13 protein-coding genes are annotated in these 17,545 nt (G+C 42.3%); 2 read left to right on the top strand and 11 right to left on the bottom strand.

What is annotated here, in order from left to right:
* Positions 1–51: 51 nt before the first annotated feature.
* The 7 genes from AAG747_RS00155 to AAG747_RS00125 form a co-directional block, all read right to left on the bottom strand.
* Positions 52–1,194 (bottom strand): T9SS type A sorting domain-containing protein, encoded by a 1,143-nt coding sequence (locus AAG747_RS00155; RefSeq protein ID WP_346819083.1) that lies wholly within the window; start codon positions 1,192–1,194, stop codon positions 52–54.
* A 498-nt stretch (positions 1,195–1,692) separates the two neighbouring features.
* Positions 1,693–2,223: a hypothetical protein gene (locus tag AAG747_RS00150; protein WP_346819082.1), complete on the bottom strand. Its 531-nt coding sequence runs from the start codon at positions 2,221–2,223 to the stop codon at positions 1,693–1,695.
* Positions 2,224–2,314: 91 nt separating this feature from the next.
* Positions 2,315–2,707 (bottom strand): thiol-disulfide oxidoreductase DCC family protein, encoded by a 393-nt coding sequence (locus AAG747_RS00145; protein WP_346819081.1) that lies wholly within the window; start codon positions 2,705–2,707, stop codon positions 2,315–2,317.
* Between the two features lie 415 nt (positions 2,708–3,122).
* Positions 3,123–4,064, bottom strand: coding sequence for an HTTM domain-containing protein (locus AAG747_RS00140; RefSeq protein ID WP_346819080.1), 942 nt, complete (start codon positions 4,062–4,064; stop codon positions 3,123–3,125).
* Positions 4,052–4,696, bottom strand: a complete 645-nt coding sequence (locus AAG747_RS00135) for a hypothetical protein (protein ID WP_346819079.1) — start codon at positions 4,694–4,696, stop codon at positions 4,052–4,054. The genes AAG747_RS00140 and AAG747_RS00135 overlap by 13 nt, the downstream gene beginning before the upstream one ends.
* A 68-nt stretch (positions 4,697–4,764) precedes the next feature.
* Positions 4,765–5,100, bottom strand: coding sequence for a hypothetical protein (locus AAG747_RS00130; protein ID WP_346819078.1), 336 nt, complete (start codon positions 5,098–5,100; stop codon positions 4,765–4,767).
* 761 nt (positions 5,101–5,861) lie between these two features.
* Positions 5,862–6,458: a helix-turn-helix transcriptional regulator gene (locus AAG747_RS00125; RefSeq protein WP_346819077.1), complete on the bottom strand. Its 597-nt coding sequence runs from the start codon at positions 6,456–6,458 to the stop codon at positions 5,862–5,864.
* A gap of 725 nt (positions 6,459–7,183) precedes the next feature.
* Here AAG747_RS00125 and AAG747_RS00120 point away from each other — a divergent pair.
* Positions 7,184–8,386 carry an SPFH domain-containing protein gene (locus AAG747_RS00120; RefSeq protein ID WP_346819076.1) on the top strand — a complete coding sequence of 401 codons (1,203 nt, stop codon included), beginning with the start codon at positions 7,184–7,186 and terminating at the stop codon, positions 8,384–8,386.
* A 187-nt stretch (positions 8,387–8,573) separates the two neighbouring features.
* Positions 8,574–9,455 (top strand): RluA family pseudouridine synthase, encoded by an 882-nt coding sequence (locus tag AAG747_RS00115; protein ID WP_346819075.1) that lies wholly within the window; start codon positions 8,574–8,576, stop codon positions 9,453–9,455.
* Positions 9,456–10,554: 1,099 nt separating this feature from the next.
* Here the strand turns inward: AAG747_RS00115 and AAG747_RS00110 are convergent.
* The 4 genes from AAG747_RS00110 to AAG747_RS00095 form a co-directional block, all read right to left on the bottom strand.
* Positions 10,555–11,703 (bottom strand): cytochrome-c peroxidase, encoded by a 1,149-nt coding sequence (locus AAG747_RS00110; protein WP_346819074.1) that lies wholly within the window; start codon positions 11,701–11,703, stop codon positions 10,555–10,557.
* Between the two features lie 47 nt (positions 11,704–11,750).
* Complete coding sequence (locus tag AAG747_RS00105; RefSeq protein ID WP_346819073.1) at positions 11,751–13,307, bottom strand: DUF6850 family outer membrane beta-barrel protein; 1,557 nt, start codon at positions 13,305–13,307, stop codon at positions 11,751–11,753.
* 226 nt (positions 13,308–13,533) lie between these two features.
* A complete protein-coding gene (locus AAG747_RS00100; protein ID WP_346819072.1) occupies positions 13,534–14,856 on the bottom strand; it encodes a DUF4876 domain-containing protein in 1,323 nt (440 codons plus the stop codon).
* A gap of 13 nt (positions 14,857–14,869) precedes the next feature.
* Positions 14,870–17,530, bottom strand: a complete 2,661-nt coding sequence (locus tag AAG747_RS00095) for a TonB-dependent receptor (RefSeq protein WP_346819071.1) — start codon at positions 17,528–17,530, stop codon at positions 14,870–14,872.
* Positions 17,531–17,545: the final 15 nt, after the last annotated feature.

Raw genomic sequence — 17,545 nt, 5'->3', positions numbered from 1 at the left:
CTACCCAATAAAAGGAGTAAAATAAATACAATTACTTCCGTAAAACCAGGGTTACCGTACCAGCAGTTTATGGACTGAGTGACTCCCTGTTGCAACTACTTTCACCCAATACATTCCTTTCGCCAAGCCTATGGTGGCTGTATTAAAATCAAGTGATGGGTTTTCTTTTACGAGATATTGTTTCCGAAATAACATTTGCCCGCCCACCCCGATAATTGTTACTTTCACAACTTCTTCTCGATGAAAAGCTCCCTTCAAAGAAAAGCTTTCTCCCATAGCCACCGGGTTAGGAAACAATACGGTTTTTTCGGGCTGAACAGTATTCATGGTCACTACAGGGGTATAAGCGTTTTGACCATCAAAATCCACTTGTCTGATCCGGTAATAAGACCTTCCGGAAAGAGGCGCATCATCTCTCCATTGGTATTTTTGCAGAGAAGAGGTAGTTCCACCGCCTGGGATTTTTGCTAATTTTACAAAGTGCCCCTCAAAGCCTGCACGTTCAATGACAAAATACGCATTGTTAACTTCTGTAGCGGTAGCCCATTCCAGCAATACTGTAGGAGATTGTAGAGTAGCGTGGAAATACATATAGGTCACTGGCAAGGGTTCAGTAGAAATATTGACCCCACTTATCAAATAATCTTCACAGGTATGGCCATTGTTTGTAATCCAGGCAGGACAAGAAATCGCCGGATAGTAGATGCTCCCGGTACCGTCTCCAGTGATATCATTACTGTCATTTGCAAAGTTCAACTCTTGTCCCACGTTTAAAGTACCGTTTAAGGTAGTCGTAGCTCCCCCGGAAGTATTGTAATCTCCCTTTACATCCATAAACCCTCCCTCATCAATGGTTATTTTTCCATTGGTAAGGTCCACATCCTGGTTGACGGTGATATAACCAGTATTTTTTACATTTAGCGTATTGTTTCCTCCCATCGTAAGGTGTTCTATATCTAACGTACCATATACATTGACTACAGCAATCCCGGAAGTAATGGTCATTAACCCGTTTACCTGAATTTTGCCCCCGGCATTGATGTTGGTCACTCCACGGGTAATGGTATAACTATCTGTAATCGCCAACACTCCTGACTGTACAGTAAAAGTTGGGTTGCCCGCGCCAACATCCGTGTATTGAAGCGACTCAATGGTAGGCGAAGAGTTTAACGTTACGTTATGACTGATGGTCACGTTACAAGTTGATGTGGGTAAGGTGCCACCCCATGTAGCGGGATCTTCCCAGGCTCCGGCCTGAACGGTTTGACACTAGGAATGGGCATAGCCAAAGGAAAAGATTACTAAACAGAACGTAATCCAAACAGGAAGTGCTTTGAAATGCATGAATTTTAGGAGTTTAATACTAATTCGAAAGTTAATGCATCGCAAAGCTAATTAAGCTTCGATAAAGTCACTTAAAATGTTTTGTTAATTTTATATACTTAACACATTTACAGACAATATGACCCAATAAAATTGGGTCTAAAGAACTAAGCTCCTTTCAAGTGGCGGGTGCGAGAAAGTCCAAAGTCGTAAAGGTAGAGAGGAAGGCAAGAGGGTATTCACTCAAAGAACCCTGTGTCTAACCAAAGACCAGAGTCATTCTTATACTTTGTTATATAAAACGTTCTCCCCCTTCCTTCCCCCTCTTTGAAGTCACTAATGCATTCGTTCAATATGAATGGTGCCCCCCTACATCATGGCAGGGTTTTTCTCCTCAGGTTTTTTGGCCAGGGAATTGGCAATGGGAGTAGCCAATAGTAAGGCCATTACAATAGCCCCTATGGAGACGGCTCCATTTTGCATCAGAAAAGGGAGCTCGGCAAAACCCTCTAACTCCTCTTGCTCCATCCCCATATATAATTGAAACCCATTGGCAAATTCTTGAGACAGGCTTTTGTCTATGACAAAAAAGTACAGGGCATCCAGCAACCCGGTCACTACCAAAAGACCCAGCAAGAGTATGCCCAGAGCCAACCATGTAGAAGGCTGTTTTTCTTCTTTAAAACAATGCTTGCGGTACAGCATCAGCCCATAAATCCCTCCAATAAAGGTACAAAAGAAAAATACCACTCCCGGCATGAGTGCCATCATGGAAAACTCGATTTGGCTAAAGCCTTCTTGCAAAGTCAAATTTGCAATGAGATAGCATGTAAACACACTCGCTAATGCCAGGATTAATGCGGTATTGAGCAACGATTCATTCGCACTGCTTTTTAACATGATTCAAACTATTTTATAGTTAAAGAAGTATTTGCCTTCCTGATTTTTGAAGAAATGCCTCATGCAATCCATTATGCCTTACCGTATAGAGCTACTGTATGATAAACTTTGTCCTAATCTTTTGTTCTGGCAAGGCACAACTATTCCGGATAATTTTCTTCCGGACAGAGGCGACCATATCGTACAAAAAGTTGGAAATACACGATGGCGTAATTTTCAAAATGAACTGCAACACAGGCCATTTATTTGTTTCAGTTAAATAGACGGCAATGGCCTTTGCCTTTGTATAAAAGCGCCCCTCCACCCATACAATGATCGAATCAAGGGTTACCCGTTCAAGGTGATGCCGGTTCAAAATTTCTCTTCCTTTTTGAGATAAATTAGACACAAATAAAAAATCATTGTCAGTGTCCATCTCTGCCAACCACATCACCGACCGGTTGCAGAAAGGACAGTCTCCATCGAAAATTACGATTTTTTTCATATTTTGAAAAATTTATAAGCTCCTTCTGCCCAAAAGAAAAAGAAAAAAAGCTTGAATACTTTTATATAATCAGGGACCTCCATGAGATAGGGTAAGAACCCAACGAAGCCCAAAAAGCCCAGTAGTCTCAGATGTTTTAATTTCATTTTTATATGGTTTTCATGTTTGAAAAAAGGAGTGTTTCATGTTTTCATACACTTTCAAACCAACCGGCTTTTAAGGCTATTTCTATTTTTAAAAACCCATCGTTATCGATAACTATTAGCCGTAGATGAATATTCACCCTTTAGTATGACAAAGCCTGCCCATAGATTTGTACTCCCAATTGAAATTACTCTTGGTTGTAATCCTTATTTTCGTATCAGCATAAGAGCAAGTCGATACACTTAATCTTTCTTGCTATATATCAAAAAGGTTATTTTTTCAGCACTTCGGTGGCGCCCACCTTCATGGTTACTGACTTTTTTAGATAGATGGATTTTATTTTCATCACCTGATTATCAAGGTACCGCACAATTTTTTCCCAATAAAGATTACTGATAAAAAAGCCGTAGAGGGAAACAAAAAAGATTTCGAAATCATAGATCATCATAAAAAAGTAGATGCCTGCATGTAATAAAATCCCAGATAGTAAAAAAACTATTTTCAAGTGTTTATTCCAAACCAAAAAGATAAATAACATTTCAAATAACAAGGTAAAATAAGTACCCATCGTGGTAAAAAAACCACTGTCACTCACGTAATGATTGAGAGGACTTTCAAACCTTTCCAGGTTCATAATGTAGTACAAGGCCGTACCGTTAAACCACACATCCGAGTGGATTTTGTGAATGGCCGAAATAAAGTACACATAGCCCAAATGAATACAAATAGAGTACACGGCCAAGTTGGAAACGAACAGGGAGAGCTTACCGTGTTTGACCTCCGACTTGACAAGCGTGAAATGGTCAAAGCATTTGCTAAAAATCAAATACAACAAGACGAATATTAAAAGATTGTCACCCCCATTGAGGATGGGATAGGTTAGATCTTGTAATATCTTCATTTCCAGATATAAGGCAATCAATGTAAAATTCTTTCCCACACCAAAAATGATGAGTATTGAAGTAACCACTATGGTGGAAAGAAATAAGGTATTATAGTCTAAAACCAGGGTAGAATCTATGCCTAAATAATCCAAGAAAATATCTTTGTGTTCAAAAAACACCCCATTTGAAAGCAAAATCGATTGACTTCCCCACAAAAGATATATTTTCTTGATAATATGAAAGCCAATGAATATTCTGAATATTGACAAATAGTAAGAGAAATTATTCTGCTTAGATAAATTGTCCAGAAATGCGTTTAATCTATCCATAGGTTGTGTGTTAAATCGTAATACTTCGTTTCAAAGACAAACTGTTCTTTTGGAACCTTTTCCGGGTTATTTCTATCGGCAAACTTGGCAACGGGCACCGTGGCATAAATCACCTTGAACTTATAAAAGTGGCGGTCGCTCTTTGAATGATTAAGCCGGATTCCATAGTTTTTCAAGGTATTAATTTCATTCATTTCGTACATTTCCTTTTCAAAACCCTCTAAAAACATGGAAAAACAGGCATCTTCATCCATTCCCTCACAATGCAAGTACTTATAGTTGCCAAAATTTTCCCTGATTTGGTCAGAAATATTATTCAACGAATTTGACAATACATAATCAATGATGGAAATATCATTATTCGCCAAATATTGCTTCTTTCTCAACTTCTGAACAGGCTGGAGTACCTCGTAAAGTAAGGTGTCATGGTTATGAGTGATGAATTGATAATACAAGCGATCGTTGTGTTGAGGAGGCGGGGCAAAAAACGACCATCTTTGGTAAAACATTGTAGAAAACACTTTACCTAACCGAATCGCTTTGATCTGTAAATAATTCTCCGGAATAGTGAAGAATACCGTTATCCCCCAATAAAGGCCAAACACGAAAAGCACCATTAATTTTTTCACCATTTGAGTAGAATTTAAAACCTCCCTCAGGAAGCAAAAACACCACCCAAGGGAGATTAGATTGTCATTAGCTATAACTTGCTCAATTTGTAATTCATCTCATCTTCCAAAGCAACTACAGGAGCTTCGGCTGAAAGTACCCAATCAACTCCTCTCATCACTACTTCATAAGCAACAAATTTTGCAGCTTCTTTACCACTTCTGTCCCATACTTTTTTGGCAGTTCTTGCCAAAGCCGTAATACGGGCTGCAGCATGATCAGTACTCGGTTGAAGAGTAGTAGAAGAGTAACTTACTGTCGCTACAGAAAGGTTTGCCTCATTGATGCTTGCAGGTTTGAAAGAAAACAAACTTAAGCTTAGCAAACAAGCACTAACGACCAGCAAAGATTTTTTAAAAAGTTTCATTTTAAGTGATTTTTGAATAGTTACCTTCATTAACGCATTCAGGCATTGCGCCTACTTCTTTTTAAAGTGGTTTCGGTTACCCACTGCTGAACAGCCTTTATCGAGATACAAAAACGATTCTGACGAGATTTAGTCGGAACCAAAAAGAGGCGAATACTTTAATCGTTTTTCTTCTCAAAAAAGGCATACAACATCTTGATGACAAAAAGAATGTACACCTTGTTACAAGAGTTAACATGTACTACACTTTGCCCGGTTATATTCACTGCCTGACCTTATTTTTAAGATTACAAGTACAAAATTGACATACAGGTATCAGGCTTAAATTTGCATCAAAAGCTTTATGTACTTTATGCTAAGTACAAGAAAGTAAAATTTGGCAATACAGTGCCATATTCCGTATGAAGGTAATTCCAACCCGGAAACTTGCACAAAAACGTTGTCGGATAGTATCAGTCTGCTATTCGGATATATTTACCAGCCTTAGTTTGTTAATAACAATCGTGCAAATGAAAAAGTCGGCAACAGTGAAATGCATAACGGTTGCCCTCATGTAGTATATCCTCTTCATGGTCATATTTCTTCCCTTATACACCGGGTACAAAATGGGTATAACGGGGCCATTCTTGATTTTTTCAAGTGCAATTAAAATCTTTTTTGACAGTGATATCCACAATTATTTCTTACTTGTGAAGTTAGGGGAAGATCCATTAGAAGCAAATACCCCGAATCGGTATTTTTTCGAATAAAAATCGGTATTTTTAATACCCCTGTTGTAAGAGGGTCATCAATTCGGCGGCACTGGGCACGCCTAATTTCTTTTGAATATTTTTCCGGTGTTTATCTACCGTACCCGGACTGATATTAAGCTGTTGAGCGATACTTTTATAACGTTGCCCCTGAGCAATCAACTCGATCACTTCCTGTTCGCGTTTGGTCAGGGAGTAGAGTTTTTCAGGGCTAATGGTGGTAGCCTCCGGAGTTTTTAAACGCTCTTCAGTACAGGCAATCAAATGATTTAGACTTTGATAAAATTCCTCTAAACTCACGCAATAGCGATCGATTTCACTAGAACCTGCCATGGATTTCTCCATCGTTCCCGCACTGCAATACACAATGATATAGGTATGTATTGACATTCTTTTGATCACAGAGATAAAATCTTTCCCAAAAGTATTAAACTGACAATCACTAATGACCAACACCTCCACCTGATTGCGCTGTAAAAAATTCATAGCGTCAAGCATATTAGGTAAAAAGGCGGCTAATTTAATTGGGTCAATGGGACGTTTAGGATTTAAGAAACAGGGTAAAAGCACATCGCAATTCCCCACCAAAACGAGATGTAATGGTTGCATTCTACTTATTGGTTTAGAATTAAAAAGCAATTATTCCAGTTTGCTAAGTCTAAGTGGTAGTAATGTAAAAAGTGTAGAAAGTTGTGCGAATTGTTATTGGCAAGATACTGATTAAATGGTAAAAACCCAACCATTGAATTCAAATTTTACCCTTCCTGATTTATGGAGTTCTCTTGGTATTATTCTAAAAATAATGATTTACTTTCAATAAAAAAAAAGAGCAAAAACCAAGAATAATCAAATTTAATTCACTAAAAAACAGAAAGCAAAAACACAAGAACTAACAAAATAGTTTATTAACAAAACCTTTGTTCAATCACGTACGTACAAGATATTACACACAGAGGATGCCACCTATCGGGAAATAACTCCCCGTATTTCATTAGGTTGAAGCGCCTCCCTCCTAACCATATATTACAATTTTGTTTTTCAAAAAACAATCACAACGATATGTACAGGTTGCTGTGGGTAAACCCTGCTTAAAGACGTCTATAGTCTATAGGAAATTTACGATTTACGGATTGTAAAAAAATACCCTATTGCGCCATTACTAACAAGCTAATATTAACTGATTAAACTCTAAAACGATGATCATTTTTGGGATTTTATTCATTTTCCTTGCTGCATTTTTATTTTTTGCAGCTCCCCTGGTAAGTAAAAAATTAAATTTGAAGGAGGGACACGAAAATCATTCACCCTCTACCGTTATCAAACTCTTCCATCGTATGGCCGGTGCATTGGCTTTCGTCGGAACCACCCTGATACTTTTCCCTTATCTGTTCTTTTATGCAGAGCCCGGTTATCAGTATGTATTGGTACATCCTACCGGGTCTAAGAGTGCGATCATGGATGAGGGAATAAAATGGAGGGGATTTGCTCAAGTAATTCCCTGGCAAAAATACATCGATGTAAAAGTAGTAAACGCCGATGAAGAAACCGGTGAAATAGAAGGAGCCATGGACCCTATTCCCATCCGGTTTATCGATCAGGTAACGGCCAAGGCCATGCTGTCTACACGTTTCCAATTGCCTACGGACCCGGAATCTTTTATCAACCTGGCCATTGAATACCGCTCGTTACAGAATCTGGTGCAAACGACTTTGATTCCCACTGTAAGAGAAGTGGTGTCGAACACAGGGTATATGTTTGCCGCACAAGATTATATTTCCGGCTCGGCTTCTGACTTCCGGGTAGCCATTGATGATCAATTAAAAATGGGAACCTTCAGTGTACAAAAGATCGAATACAAAGACACCCTGGAAACCGCCATTGAACAAAAAAGTCGCTCTATCCAGGAAATCCGGACAAGGTATGAGGTGAACAAACGGCTGGATAATGAAGGGAAAACCATCCGAATCCCTCATGACATCAACGAAAGTAATGTCATTGTGGCACAAGTGATTGTGGATGATGTCATTCTGGAGAAAGCCTTTAAAAAGCGCCTGGAAGCACAGAGAGACGAATCCGCCAAACGCCAATTGGAACAGCAGAAAATCAAAACGGCCAAAGATGCCCAAGCCCGGATTGTGGCAGAAGGAGAGCGCGACAAAGCCGGGGAACGGGTGGCCCAAGAAAAAGAGCAGGTTAAAGCATTGATTGCCATTGAAACCAAGTTGAAACAAGAAGAAACCAACCGTAAACTTGCTCAACTGGCTTTGGAAACGGAAAAACTAAGAGCTGAAGCAGAAAAGGTAAAAGCAGATGCCGAATCGTATAAAAACAGAAAACTGGTTTCTGCCGGATTAACCCCGCAGGAAAAAGCCCAAATAGAGAAAGAAACAGCCATCGGTGTAGCAACCGAGCTTGCCAACATTAAATTCCCCGAAGTAATGATTATGGGAGGGGATACCAAGGGAGGAACTCCACTGGAGTCATTGATCGGAGCGGCTATGACCAAGCAATTGTTGCCTAAAAAAAACCAGGAATAGCGTAGCCATACATCCAAGGTCAGCAATTTGTGAAATCAGCGTCATACAGGAGGTATCTCACTCCTTAATCCACCAAATACCCTCTTCTTATGTTAAGAAGGGGTATTTTTATGTAAATTCATTGGGCTTGCCTTCATCAAAGAGTATTCGCAAATTAATCTCTATTTTTGCCAAAACAGATTAGCCTATGCGAAGCCTTGAAAACCATATTGTACCTCCAGGAATTCTCCCTCAACGACTAAGTGACTATGTACAAGGTTTATTCGAACGGTTACCTTCTCACCAAGGCATCAAAAAAGCCATCAAACGAGGAGAATTATTAGTAGACGGACAAGTATCCTCCACAGGCCATTGGGTGCAAGCCGGCCAATGTATCGAACTCGTGGAAAGAGAGGATAGATTGGGCAAAATCTATGAACTCCCTTTGCACGTAGTGTATGAAGATGATGCTTTGGCCGTAATCAACAAACCGGGCGGCTTACGTATCAGTGGCAATCAATTTCGCACGCTGGAAAACGCCCTGCGTTTCAATTTGAAACCTTCATCGGCTTACGATGCTTTGCTACAACCCAGGCCTGTTCACCGTTTGGATAGTCCCACGAAGGGCTTGGTACTCATTGCCAAAACAACTCAGGCTTTGCATTATCTTAGCCATCAATTTGCCCGGAAAACCATTCATAAACAATACAAAGCCATTGTTGCGGGAAAAGTAGAAGGTTCCGGCCGGATAGCACAAATGATAGAAGGCAAAGAGGCCATCACGGAATATACCGCATTATCCCATACGCCTTCTTTACAACACCAATGGCTTACATTGGTGGAGTTATCTCCACTGACCGGACGTACTCATCAGTTGCGCATTCACCTCTCTCATTTGGGACATCCTATCATCGGTGATTCCCTCTATGGCCCGGAAACCATGCAACATAAAGGCCTGTTTCTTTGTGCAGTAGCTTTGCATTTTACCCATCCTGTTACGGGTGAACCGTTACGGATCTCTATCAACCCGCCTGAAAAATTCCAAAGCTTTCCGGCCCGGGAACAGCGCAGATGGGAGAAGTATCCATAAGGGCATGTTTATCAGAAACCTTATTACGAATAATTGATTAAGTTTTTTTTTCAGTATGACGCATAATTTGTTCATCTACAGAACTCCTCTCCCTCCCCTCAAAGAGCCCAAAAACATACAGTCACTTATACTTTACACAAGGCTCATCCGTATTTTTTTACTTTTTCTCCCTTAATTTACTGTTTTCCGTAAAATCTCTAATTTTTATGGCTCCCAAAACCCCTGGCTTTCTTGCTAGTATTCCGTCAAGGCCCATGTTCGGAGGGATAATGTTGTAATCAATAGCCATCAACTCCAAATAGCCAATCACTAACAACTAGTCCCTGGCAACGAAACGCTCCTCCCCGCCTTTCTGACCCCGCCCTGTTTTTAAGTGGCAAAAAATTCCAAGGTATTTTACTCCCGAAGCGGTATTCCTTGAAAAATACAAAGCTGGCGTGGAATTTAGCCCTTGATTCGCTCCGGTTAATTCGAACGGATGACTGGCTGTTTTTCAGCTATTTTCACTTAACAGCCCTTTTCACTTATTTTCACTTAGCAAGCCTTCAATAAATTTTTTTTTTCGCGCCTCTGCTAAGTGAAAAGCTAACTGAAAATAGCTGAAAAAAAATGAAAATAAGTGAAAATAGCTGAAAGGCCCCTAACAAAAAGGCTTCCCGGCAGTTGCCGTCTTTTTTAGGCTGAACACCGGTATTTTTGTTCTGAAAAGGAGAAGAAGAGCGGTTTATTCATAACGGTACGGGTTCCGGGGAAGTACCGCCGGTACTTTTTTACACCTCCGTAAAGTACAATCGAACTCTTGCTCCTAACAAGCTCGTATTGAGCTTTCGCATTGGGCATACCCTTTTGTCCCCTTTCAGGGGATGATAGCGAAAATATGTTTCCACAATAGGCCGGAATTCTGACAAGAATCTTCAAATCCACACTCGCTCAGGCTCTGAAAAGCCTTGAAGCGCGTGGGTGAATACTTTTTCCTGTGGGAAAATTACATCACCCACCCTTTGGCTCCCTTGTACTATTTGATTCGTAATAATCGCTAATGAATGTATGAAATACGACCTCTCATCGTATTTGCACGCATTCACCAAACTTAATAAAATTACTGTGGCAATTCCGGCCGGGAGATACGAGAAGACGCAGCCGTAATACTATGTAAGAAGGCAATGATGGCCTCTTTTTCCTGTTTAGTCAGCCCGAGTTTGTGTAATAAAGGCGAGGTAACCGGAAATAAGGGATCGTTTTCCATCTCCTTCCGGGGTTTGGGCCGGGGCATTCCCATATTATACATATTCAAGATCCCTTCCATACTGTCGAAAATCCCATTGTGCATCCAGGGCCGGGTCCGCATAACATCTCGTAAGCTGGGCGTACGGAATTTCCCGATATCTTCGGGCAGGCCCGTCACGTGATAGCGGCCCAAGTCCTCGTATTTTCTTCCGTAATACGTCAGTCCTACATTGTGAAACTGATTATCGGTAAAAAGCGGGCCATTGTGGCAATTCATACAGCGCGCTTTGGTACGGAAAAGATGTAAACCCTGCAAAGCTTCGTCACTCATCCGGTGGGTTTTACCTTCTAAAAAGTAGTCAAAGTCGGATTTCCGGCTCGTAATGGTTCTTTCGAAGGTAGCAATCGCCCGGAACATATCTTCCGCTTCCACTTCGTCCTTGCCAAAAAGCGCCTGGAACTGCGATTGATACCCTGGTATATCGGTCAACTTCCGGACAACAAACTCCGTCACCGCATTCATTTCCACACTATCTTCCAAAGGAAAGTGTACTTGCGCTTCCAGACTGCCAGCCCGTCCGTCCCAAAACAGTTCTTTGTAAAACCAGGTATTCAGAATGGACATGGAATTGCGTTTGCCTTCCCGGAGGTCGTGTCCCATGGCATTCCGCCTTCCGTCCGCCCAGTTGAGGTCGGGATGGTGGCAGGAAACACAAGCCACCTGCCCGGAAGAAGAAAGCCGCGGATCGAAAAACAGCTGCTTTCCCAGCTCAACCAATCGGGTATCCGGCAAACTGTCACCCGGAAACCGGGGCTCCGGTAAAGACCCGAGTTCCTGCCAGACAATGGTATCATCCACAAAAGGGGCCGGCCATTGCTCCGGGGGAAGGCTGTAAATTTCCCGCAAGGTAAGGGTATCCCCGGAAGCCGCCGGTTCGGAAAAGGAAGGTGCTTTTTGTACATTTTGGTAGGTGGCTCCTCCGAATAAAAACAAACTAAGTAGTACGAACGGATATTTCATTGTCAAAGGAATTATCAATAGTGGTTAGTTATTAATGGCGATTTTATTCAAAACCTGAATCCAAGTTTCAGGCTTGCCGTCAGGTTTAATTTTTTCCAGCTTTCGGGTAATCCTTCCATTTGACTAGAGGTAGCAATAGCTTGTAAAAGATTGCCTTGTATCTGGATAAATGCCCGGTGGCTCTCCTTCTTCATGGGAACCTCGTATTCCAGGCCGGTAGTCAGGCTTACTTTATCGGCCGTGGCAAAGAAATAGTCCCGTTGGATAATATCCTGATAAAAAGCCTGGTCCACCGATCCTTCCCCTACCTGAAGCCGTTTCGACAAGCTGACCGTATAGCTGCCTTCCACCAGGGGTTGCAGGTGATGGCCCTTGGGCAAAGCGTATTTTTTTAACCAACCTACCTCTCCTTTCAGGTTAGCGACTTTGAGCAGGACTTCTGCCTGGGTATCTTCTTTTTGATAAGTATCGTAACGGGCACCTAGCCATATAGAATGGTAGTTACGCTGCCAGTTTGTTTTCCCTACTGTTATTTCCAGAGCGCTTTCCTTGTACAAATAATTATATCCTCCCAAGACCCTGTTGTAATTAATCCCATCGGCCATATTAGCCTGTATTCTAAGAAAACGGGATTGGTAAGCGCTTTTCCCCACAATCAAGGCATTCAGTTCCCAACCATCAGAGCGGTAATCCCCGATGGTATCCGATCCTATCCGTTTTCCATTTTCGATGGTTGGAAATATATATTCATCGGTAAAGGAATAGCGTTTGATCTTCAGGTAAGCATCCTGCCGGGAAGTGGTCTTTTGAATAAAACCGCCAAAATCCGTATCCTTTTTAACAGGCTCCCCTCTGCGTTGCTCCGCTCCTTCTACTGTACCGTACCCAATTACAATCCGGTTATAATATTCCGGGAAAGAGGGAGAATCCCGGTATACATCTTTGTAGTTAATATTAAATTCCTTTTCGGATTTACCTTTTGACACAAAAGCCCCAACTTGCCAACCCGGAGCCAATTGAAAAGCCGCCTGGTAAGAAAAATTAATCAGAAAATAATCAATCTTGGGCTGAGGCTCTTGTAAACGGTAATAATTACTCGCCTCATAGCGTAAGTACAAAGCTTGTTGCAGTTTTTCGTTGAACAGAGGCACTGTAAACCCCAATTTAAATTCATATTTCTGATTGTCCCAGTTTCCCGGATGGTAGGCAGCGTAGTGAAAAGGGCTGACATTTTGTTCACCCCGCAATTGCTCAACATGAGAAAGGTCCCAATTATGGTCCGTTAGCAACTCTTTTTCTATGCGGGCTTCGCCAAACAAGGTCACTTGCTTCACTTTGGTGATTCCCTCGGTATAAAACCCAAACTGTTTTACATAACCCGGTTGCCTTCCTTGGCGAAAAGCTTGTTTTCGATAATCTGCATAGAAATAACTCAGCGCATAGGCCTCCGGCATGGTTTGCCCCAACCCTGTAGGCATTGAACGAAACCATTGCCAACGCTGGCTTTTCAAAGGCAAAGGAATGGAATCAACCTGGGCCGATAAACGAGGAACCCGGACCAACCCGAAGGAAAATAACAAACTGAAGATAATAATGGATTTCATCAAAATGATTTCAACGATAGATAATTTTATACCTGATTGCCGAAAGATGTTGTAACTATTCAACGTTACAATACATTCCCCTCCTTACAGGTGACTCCTGCTTTTTTACAAAGCAGAGAAGGGTAAGCCCCCCTCTGCCAGGAATGAACACCAAGAGCTGCCGTAACCGGATGTTGGCGAAGTAACAGTACCTACTCAACACCAGACTGCGAAATGTATAGAATGCTTACTCTACCCAACCGCCAGGCAAGGGGAGATCGATAGTGATAAAATCTTCTGAACTGTTATTGGTATCTTGCAAAATTTTACGACCGTCCAAGGTTGTGGCTACTCTACGGATCAACGACTGAGAAGAAAAAATACCTTTAGGCGCATATGTATACCCTCCGTCTATGGCTTGTGGCAAACGCCTTGGGAATGGCTTCACAGGCCTATTAATTTCTACTCCATCAACAATGATTTCCACAGGGATTTGTAAATACCGTTTTGTATCTTCATCTACGACTGTTTCTTCCGGATTGGGTAAACGATCCCAATTTGAGGCGTCTTCGGTCAATCTGAAAAGTATAAAAGAATCCCTCCCCATTACATCTAATATTAAATCTTTATTACTCAAATTGTACACAATGTCCATATTCGGCACATCCGGATTGTCAATATCCGTTGAATAAGGTTTCATTCCTCGATCGATGCGGTACTGCCTGAGGTTTATTTCAAAGGCTGCATCGGATAAATCTACAGTCAAAGAAGGGTCTTCAACCTTATACTCCTTACCATCTACCACTAAGGGTGCTTTGTGATTGATCCCTGTACCGGCTATCACTACACTTGCCCCTGGTGCCAACGGATAGTCCGTGCCGGAACCCGGTATTTTATACACATGATCGGCATAGACATAACCGGTATTGGACCGGTCACCTTTGGTCTGGCCAATGGATTGGGACCAGTCGAATTGCTTGCTGTCGCCCTTGGTCGATGTAGAGCCGAATAATTGTGCAAAACAGATTCCATCCAGATATATTTCCTCGTCCGAGTTATTATAGATTTCGAAAAACATATCCCGGAACATTGCGGCTTTATTCCTGTCAGAACCTACATAATAAATTTGTTTGAATACCAAACCGCCAATCCGTGCCGACTCCAGGGTCAACTCGATTTTGGCAGCCTGATTATGATTAATCACTACCCCGGTATGCACCGCATTGAAGTTGGTCAACTCATTTTGGGTGGTAAAACCAAACAATTCTTTAAATTCACTTTGGGTAAGTTGCAAATTGGCTTTTACTTCATAGCTTCCGGGCACGATGGCGGCAAATTCTGCCAGACCGGTTTCATCGGTAGTACCGGTATATTCAAGGTCACTATTCAGATTTCTCAACCGTACTTCTATCCCCATAGGAACGATTTCCGAAAGGGATGCTTTAAAGCCCAGTTGTACCTGATAGGACACCGGCTCTATCGGAGGTACTCCATCATCATTTTCATTACAGGCGGTAAACAAAAACAAACCCATAAAAATGGCTAAACAGTTTACTTTTAGGAAATTCATATTACGATATTAGTTATAAGGTTATGGTTAATTGCCCTCCGAAAGAAATGGCTTCGTTTAATCTTTTTTCTTTGTTTTCATTATCCCTATAGGTAGGCCGGTAATTCAGAAAATTGTTGGCATAAAAGGACAGTTGAATCCCATTGCTCATTTGCTTGGAAGCCCTGATATGAAAATTGTGGTACACCAAGGGAGCATGTGTATCGGTTACTTTGACTTTCTGAATCCATAAATGCGCGTATTTCTCGTTGGCCCGCTCTTCCTCAGAAAGTTCATGGTAGACCAGGTTCCGATCCAGGTAGGCATAGGGATAAGGCGAATCGAAATAATTTTTGTTGCTTTTGATCAAAAACTGCTCGGCTATCAGGGTAAATACCAAGCCCACCTCCGGAATATGATGTACGACTGTAAATCGCAAATTCAGTTCCTTAGACAAATTTTTTGCGCGTTTGTGAAAAGCCTTCAGCTCCTCGGACAACGGGTCGTTCGAATTAATGATATGAGGCAAGGTAGAGGAAGTCTCTGTCACCCAATAAGCTCCACTCAGGGTAAAGGAAGTATTAATTTCTTGTAATTTCGGGGTGGAAACCAATACCTCTGCTCCGTAATCATGCGAAAAGTGAGCATTGGTCATCCGTGTATATTTAATGAGTACTTTCTCCTCTCCGGTTTGTTCATACAACGGAGGCCGGGTAGGCTCCACCGGTTCGAACTGTAGTTTCGGAATGTTCACCTGTTCGTAAAGACTCTTCTTTTCGAAGCCATCATAGCGTTTTGAATAATAACCGGTCAGCGAGAGCGAATAACCTTTCTTTTTAAAATCCAATCCCATTTCCGTTTTCCAGGATTTGGAAGGTTTCAGATCGGTTACATCCCCATCGCGCACCAAGGTATATACCAATGCCCGGGCGTAGTAATTGTTCCGGTGGTCGGCCAATAAAAAATCGTAATACAAATTGCCGTTGTACATATGCACCAGGCTAGGCGCCTTGGTAAAATAGCCGACCCCTCCCCGCCAATGCCAGTTTTTATGGATCTTCATACCCAAGTTGAGGCGCGGACTCATCGAGACATAACCGTTCATTCTATCGTAGCGAAAACCCAGTTTGGTTTCCAGCTCCTTTTGCCCCAACGGAATAATCATATTGTCTTGTAAGTAAAGCGCCCAACGCCAACTGGCAGGCACCCGGTCTTTAAAAGCATAGGAACGTTCCCCTACTCCATTGCCAACAGCTAATTGTACATCAAGATTTTCACTGGAGACCTTCCGTCCTTCCCCCAGGTTATCGCTAAAATTAATCTCTATACCGGCATTGATGCGGTGTCTGATCTTTCCGGTCCAAAAACTTTTGTCTCCTTCCAATCTGCTATGCGCAGAAAGGGGTTTGCCATCCACTTCCCTTACCGAGGTATAGGCCACCGGTGTATAAGTAGCTTCATACATACCGGTTTCCATTCCCAGAGCAACCACATTCCCTCCGTTATTAACAAAAGAAGTCCTACGAGTTTGCTGGATGCCAAAGGAGAAACCGGTATTGAAACTCAAGCGGTCCAGGACTTTCTTTGGACTCCAATGCAAGCGGTTGGAAAAGCGGAAAGAATGATTTTTCTCTTTGGCAGTATTCCTGCCAGGAGAATTCGGTTCTTCTTTTTCCCCATCCAAGTTGGTAGATACGGATGCCGAAACGGTATTTCGCAATCTATTTTTGCGATTTCTTACCGTCCAGAGCAGGTTTCCGGTAACCCGTTTATACTGGGTCAACATATCGCGAGGGTCCTGTGCCGCATGCAAGTAGTCCAATGAAGCATTCAATTGGCTCCGCTTGGAAAGTTTATAACCTTTGGTCAAACTAAAACTATAAGAGCCTCCCCGCATGGTCATCCTCAACTTGTAAGGCGCTTTTCCCGCTTCCCGTTCTATTCGTACCAGGCCGGTAGTCGCATCTCCATACCGGGCATCGGTAATACCGGCATTCACTTCCACTTTGGTGATATTCCCCACCGGAATGGTCCGTAAGTCAATTCCCCCGGCCGGATCATTGGTGGGCCTTCGTTGATTCACCGGATTAAATCCCTTTGTATGTGGCCGGTACAATTGCATGTTTTCGTTTTGTGAGAGGGGAATATCATCGATCAGAAAACTCACCCCAAAAGAGTTATTCCGGTCGGGATTGGCCGTCCGTAAACTCAACGTCTGTACCCTAAACATCTCCGGCTGTTCGATCCTTTTACCTGGCAGCAAGGTCATGACCTCGGCCAGGCTTTGTGCCTGCAAAAGGTTTATGGCCTGTTCTTCGAATACCGTGGCCGAGCTGTTGCCGTTGGTTTCGCGTTGTTCGGTCACCACCAGTTCGTCCAGGTACAAATCATTATCCAGCAACACCACCAGCACTGTGGCAGGAACGGAGTCTCGCTGAAAATCGAGCTGTACGTCTTTTTTGCCCAGGAGATGAAAAAGCAGGGAAAACTCCTGCAATTGCTCCGGTACCTTGAGTTCGAACCCCCCTTGTTCATTGGTAAACGTTATCTTCTGTAAACCCCGAATCTCCACCATAACTCCGGGCAGACCCTTACCGTTGTCATCTTTCACAATGCCTTTGACGGATTGGCCCCAAGCCGCCACCGTTACCCCTAAAGTCCATAAAATGCTTGTAAACAGTATTCGTACACTCATCGATTACCCGGGAAA

The organism is Rapidithrix thailandica (genome assembly GCF_039710355.1).
Classification (GTDB): domain Bacteria; phylum Bacteroidota; class Bacteroidia; order Cytophagales; family Flammeovirgaceae; genus Rapidithrix; species Rapidithrix thailandica.
Note: the sequence above shows the minus strand (reverse complement) of the source record. Positions and strands in the feature narration are given on the sequence as shown.

Coding starts and splice junctions, on each gene's coding strand:
- AAG747_RS00150 (WP_346819082.1), bottom strand. CDS start 2,223: ATGTTAAAAAGCAGTGCGAATGAATCGTTGCTCAATACCGCATTAATC.
- AAG747_RS00145 (WP_346819081.1), bottom strand. CDS start 2,707: ATGAAAAAAATCGTAATTTTCGATGGAGACTGTCCTTTCTGCAACCGG.
- AAG747_RS00140 (WP_346819080.1), bottom strand. CDS start 4,064: ATGGATAGATTAAACGCATTTCTGGACAATTTATCTAAGCAGAATAAT.
- AAG747_RS00135 (WP_346819079.1), bottom strand. CDS start 4,696: ATGGTGAAAAAATTAATGGTGCTTTTCGTGTTTGGCCTTTATTGGGGG.
- AAG747_RS00130 (WP_346819078.1), bottom strand. CDS start 5,100: ATGAAACTTTTTAAAAAATCTTTGCTGGTCGTTAGTGCTTGTTTGCTA.
- AAG747_RS00125 (WP_346819077.1), bottom strand. CDS start 6,458: ATGCAACCATTACATCTCGTTTTGGTGGGGAATTGCGATGTGCTTTTA.
- AAG747_RS00120 (WP_346819076.1), top strand. CDS start 7,184: ATGGCCGGTGCATTGGCTTTCGTCGGAACCACCCTGATACTTTTCCCT.
- AAG747_RS00115 (WP_346819075.1), top strand. CDS start 8,574: ATGCGAAGCCTTGAAAACCATATTGTACCTCCAGGAATTCTCCCTCAA.
- AAG747_RS00110 (WP_346819074.1), bottom strand. CDS start 11,703: ATGAAATATCCGTTCGTACTACTTAGTTTGTTTTTATTCGGAGGAGCC.
- AAG747_RS00105 (WP_346819073.1), bottom strand. CDS start 13,307: ATGAAATCCATTATTATCTTCAGTTTGTTATTTTCCTTCGGGTTGGTC.
- AAG747_RS00100 (WP_346819072.1), bottom strand. CDS start 14,856: ATGAATTTCCTAAAAGTAAACTGTTTAGCCATTTTTATGGGTTTGTTT.
- AAG747_RS00095 (WP_346819071.1), bottom strand. CDS start 17,530: ATGAGTGTACGAATACTGTTTACAAGCATTTTATGGACTTTAGGGGTA.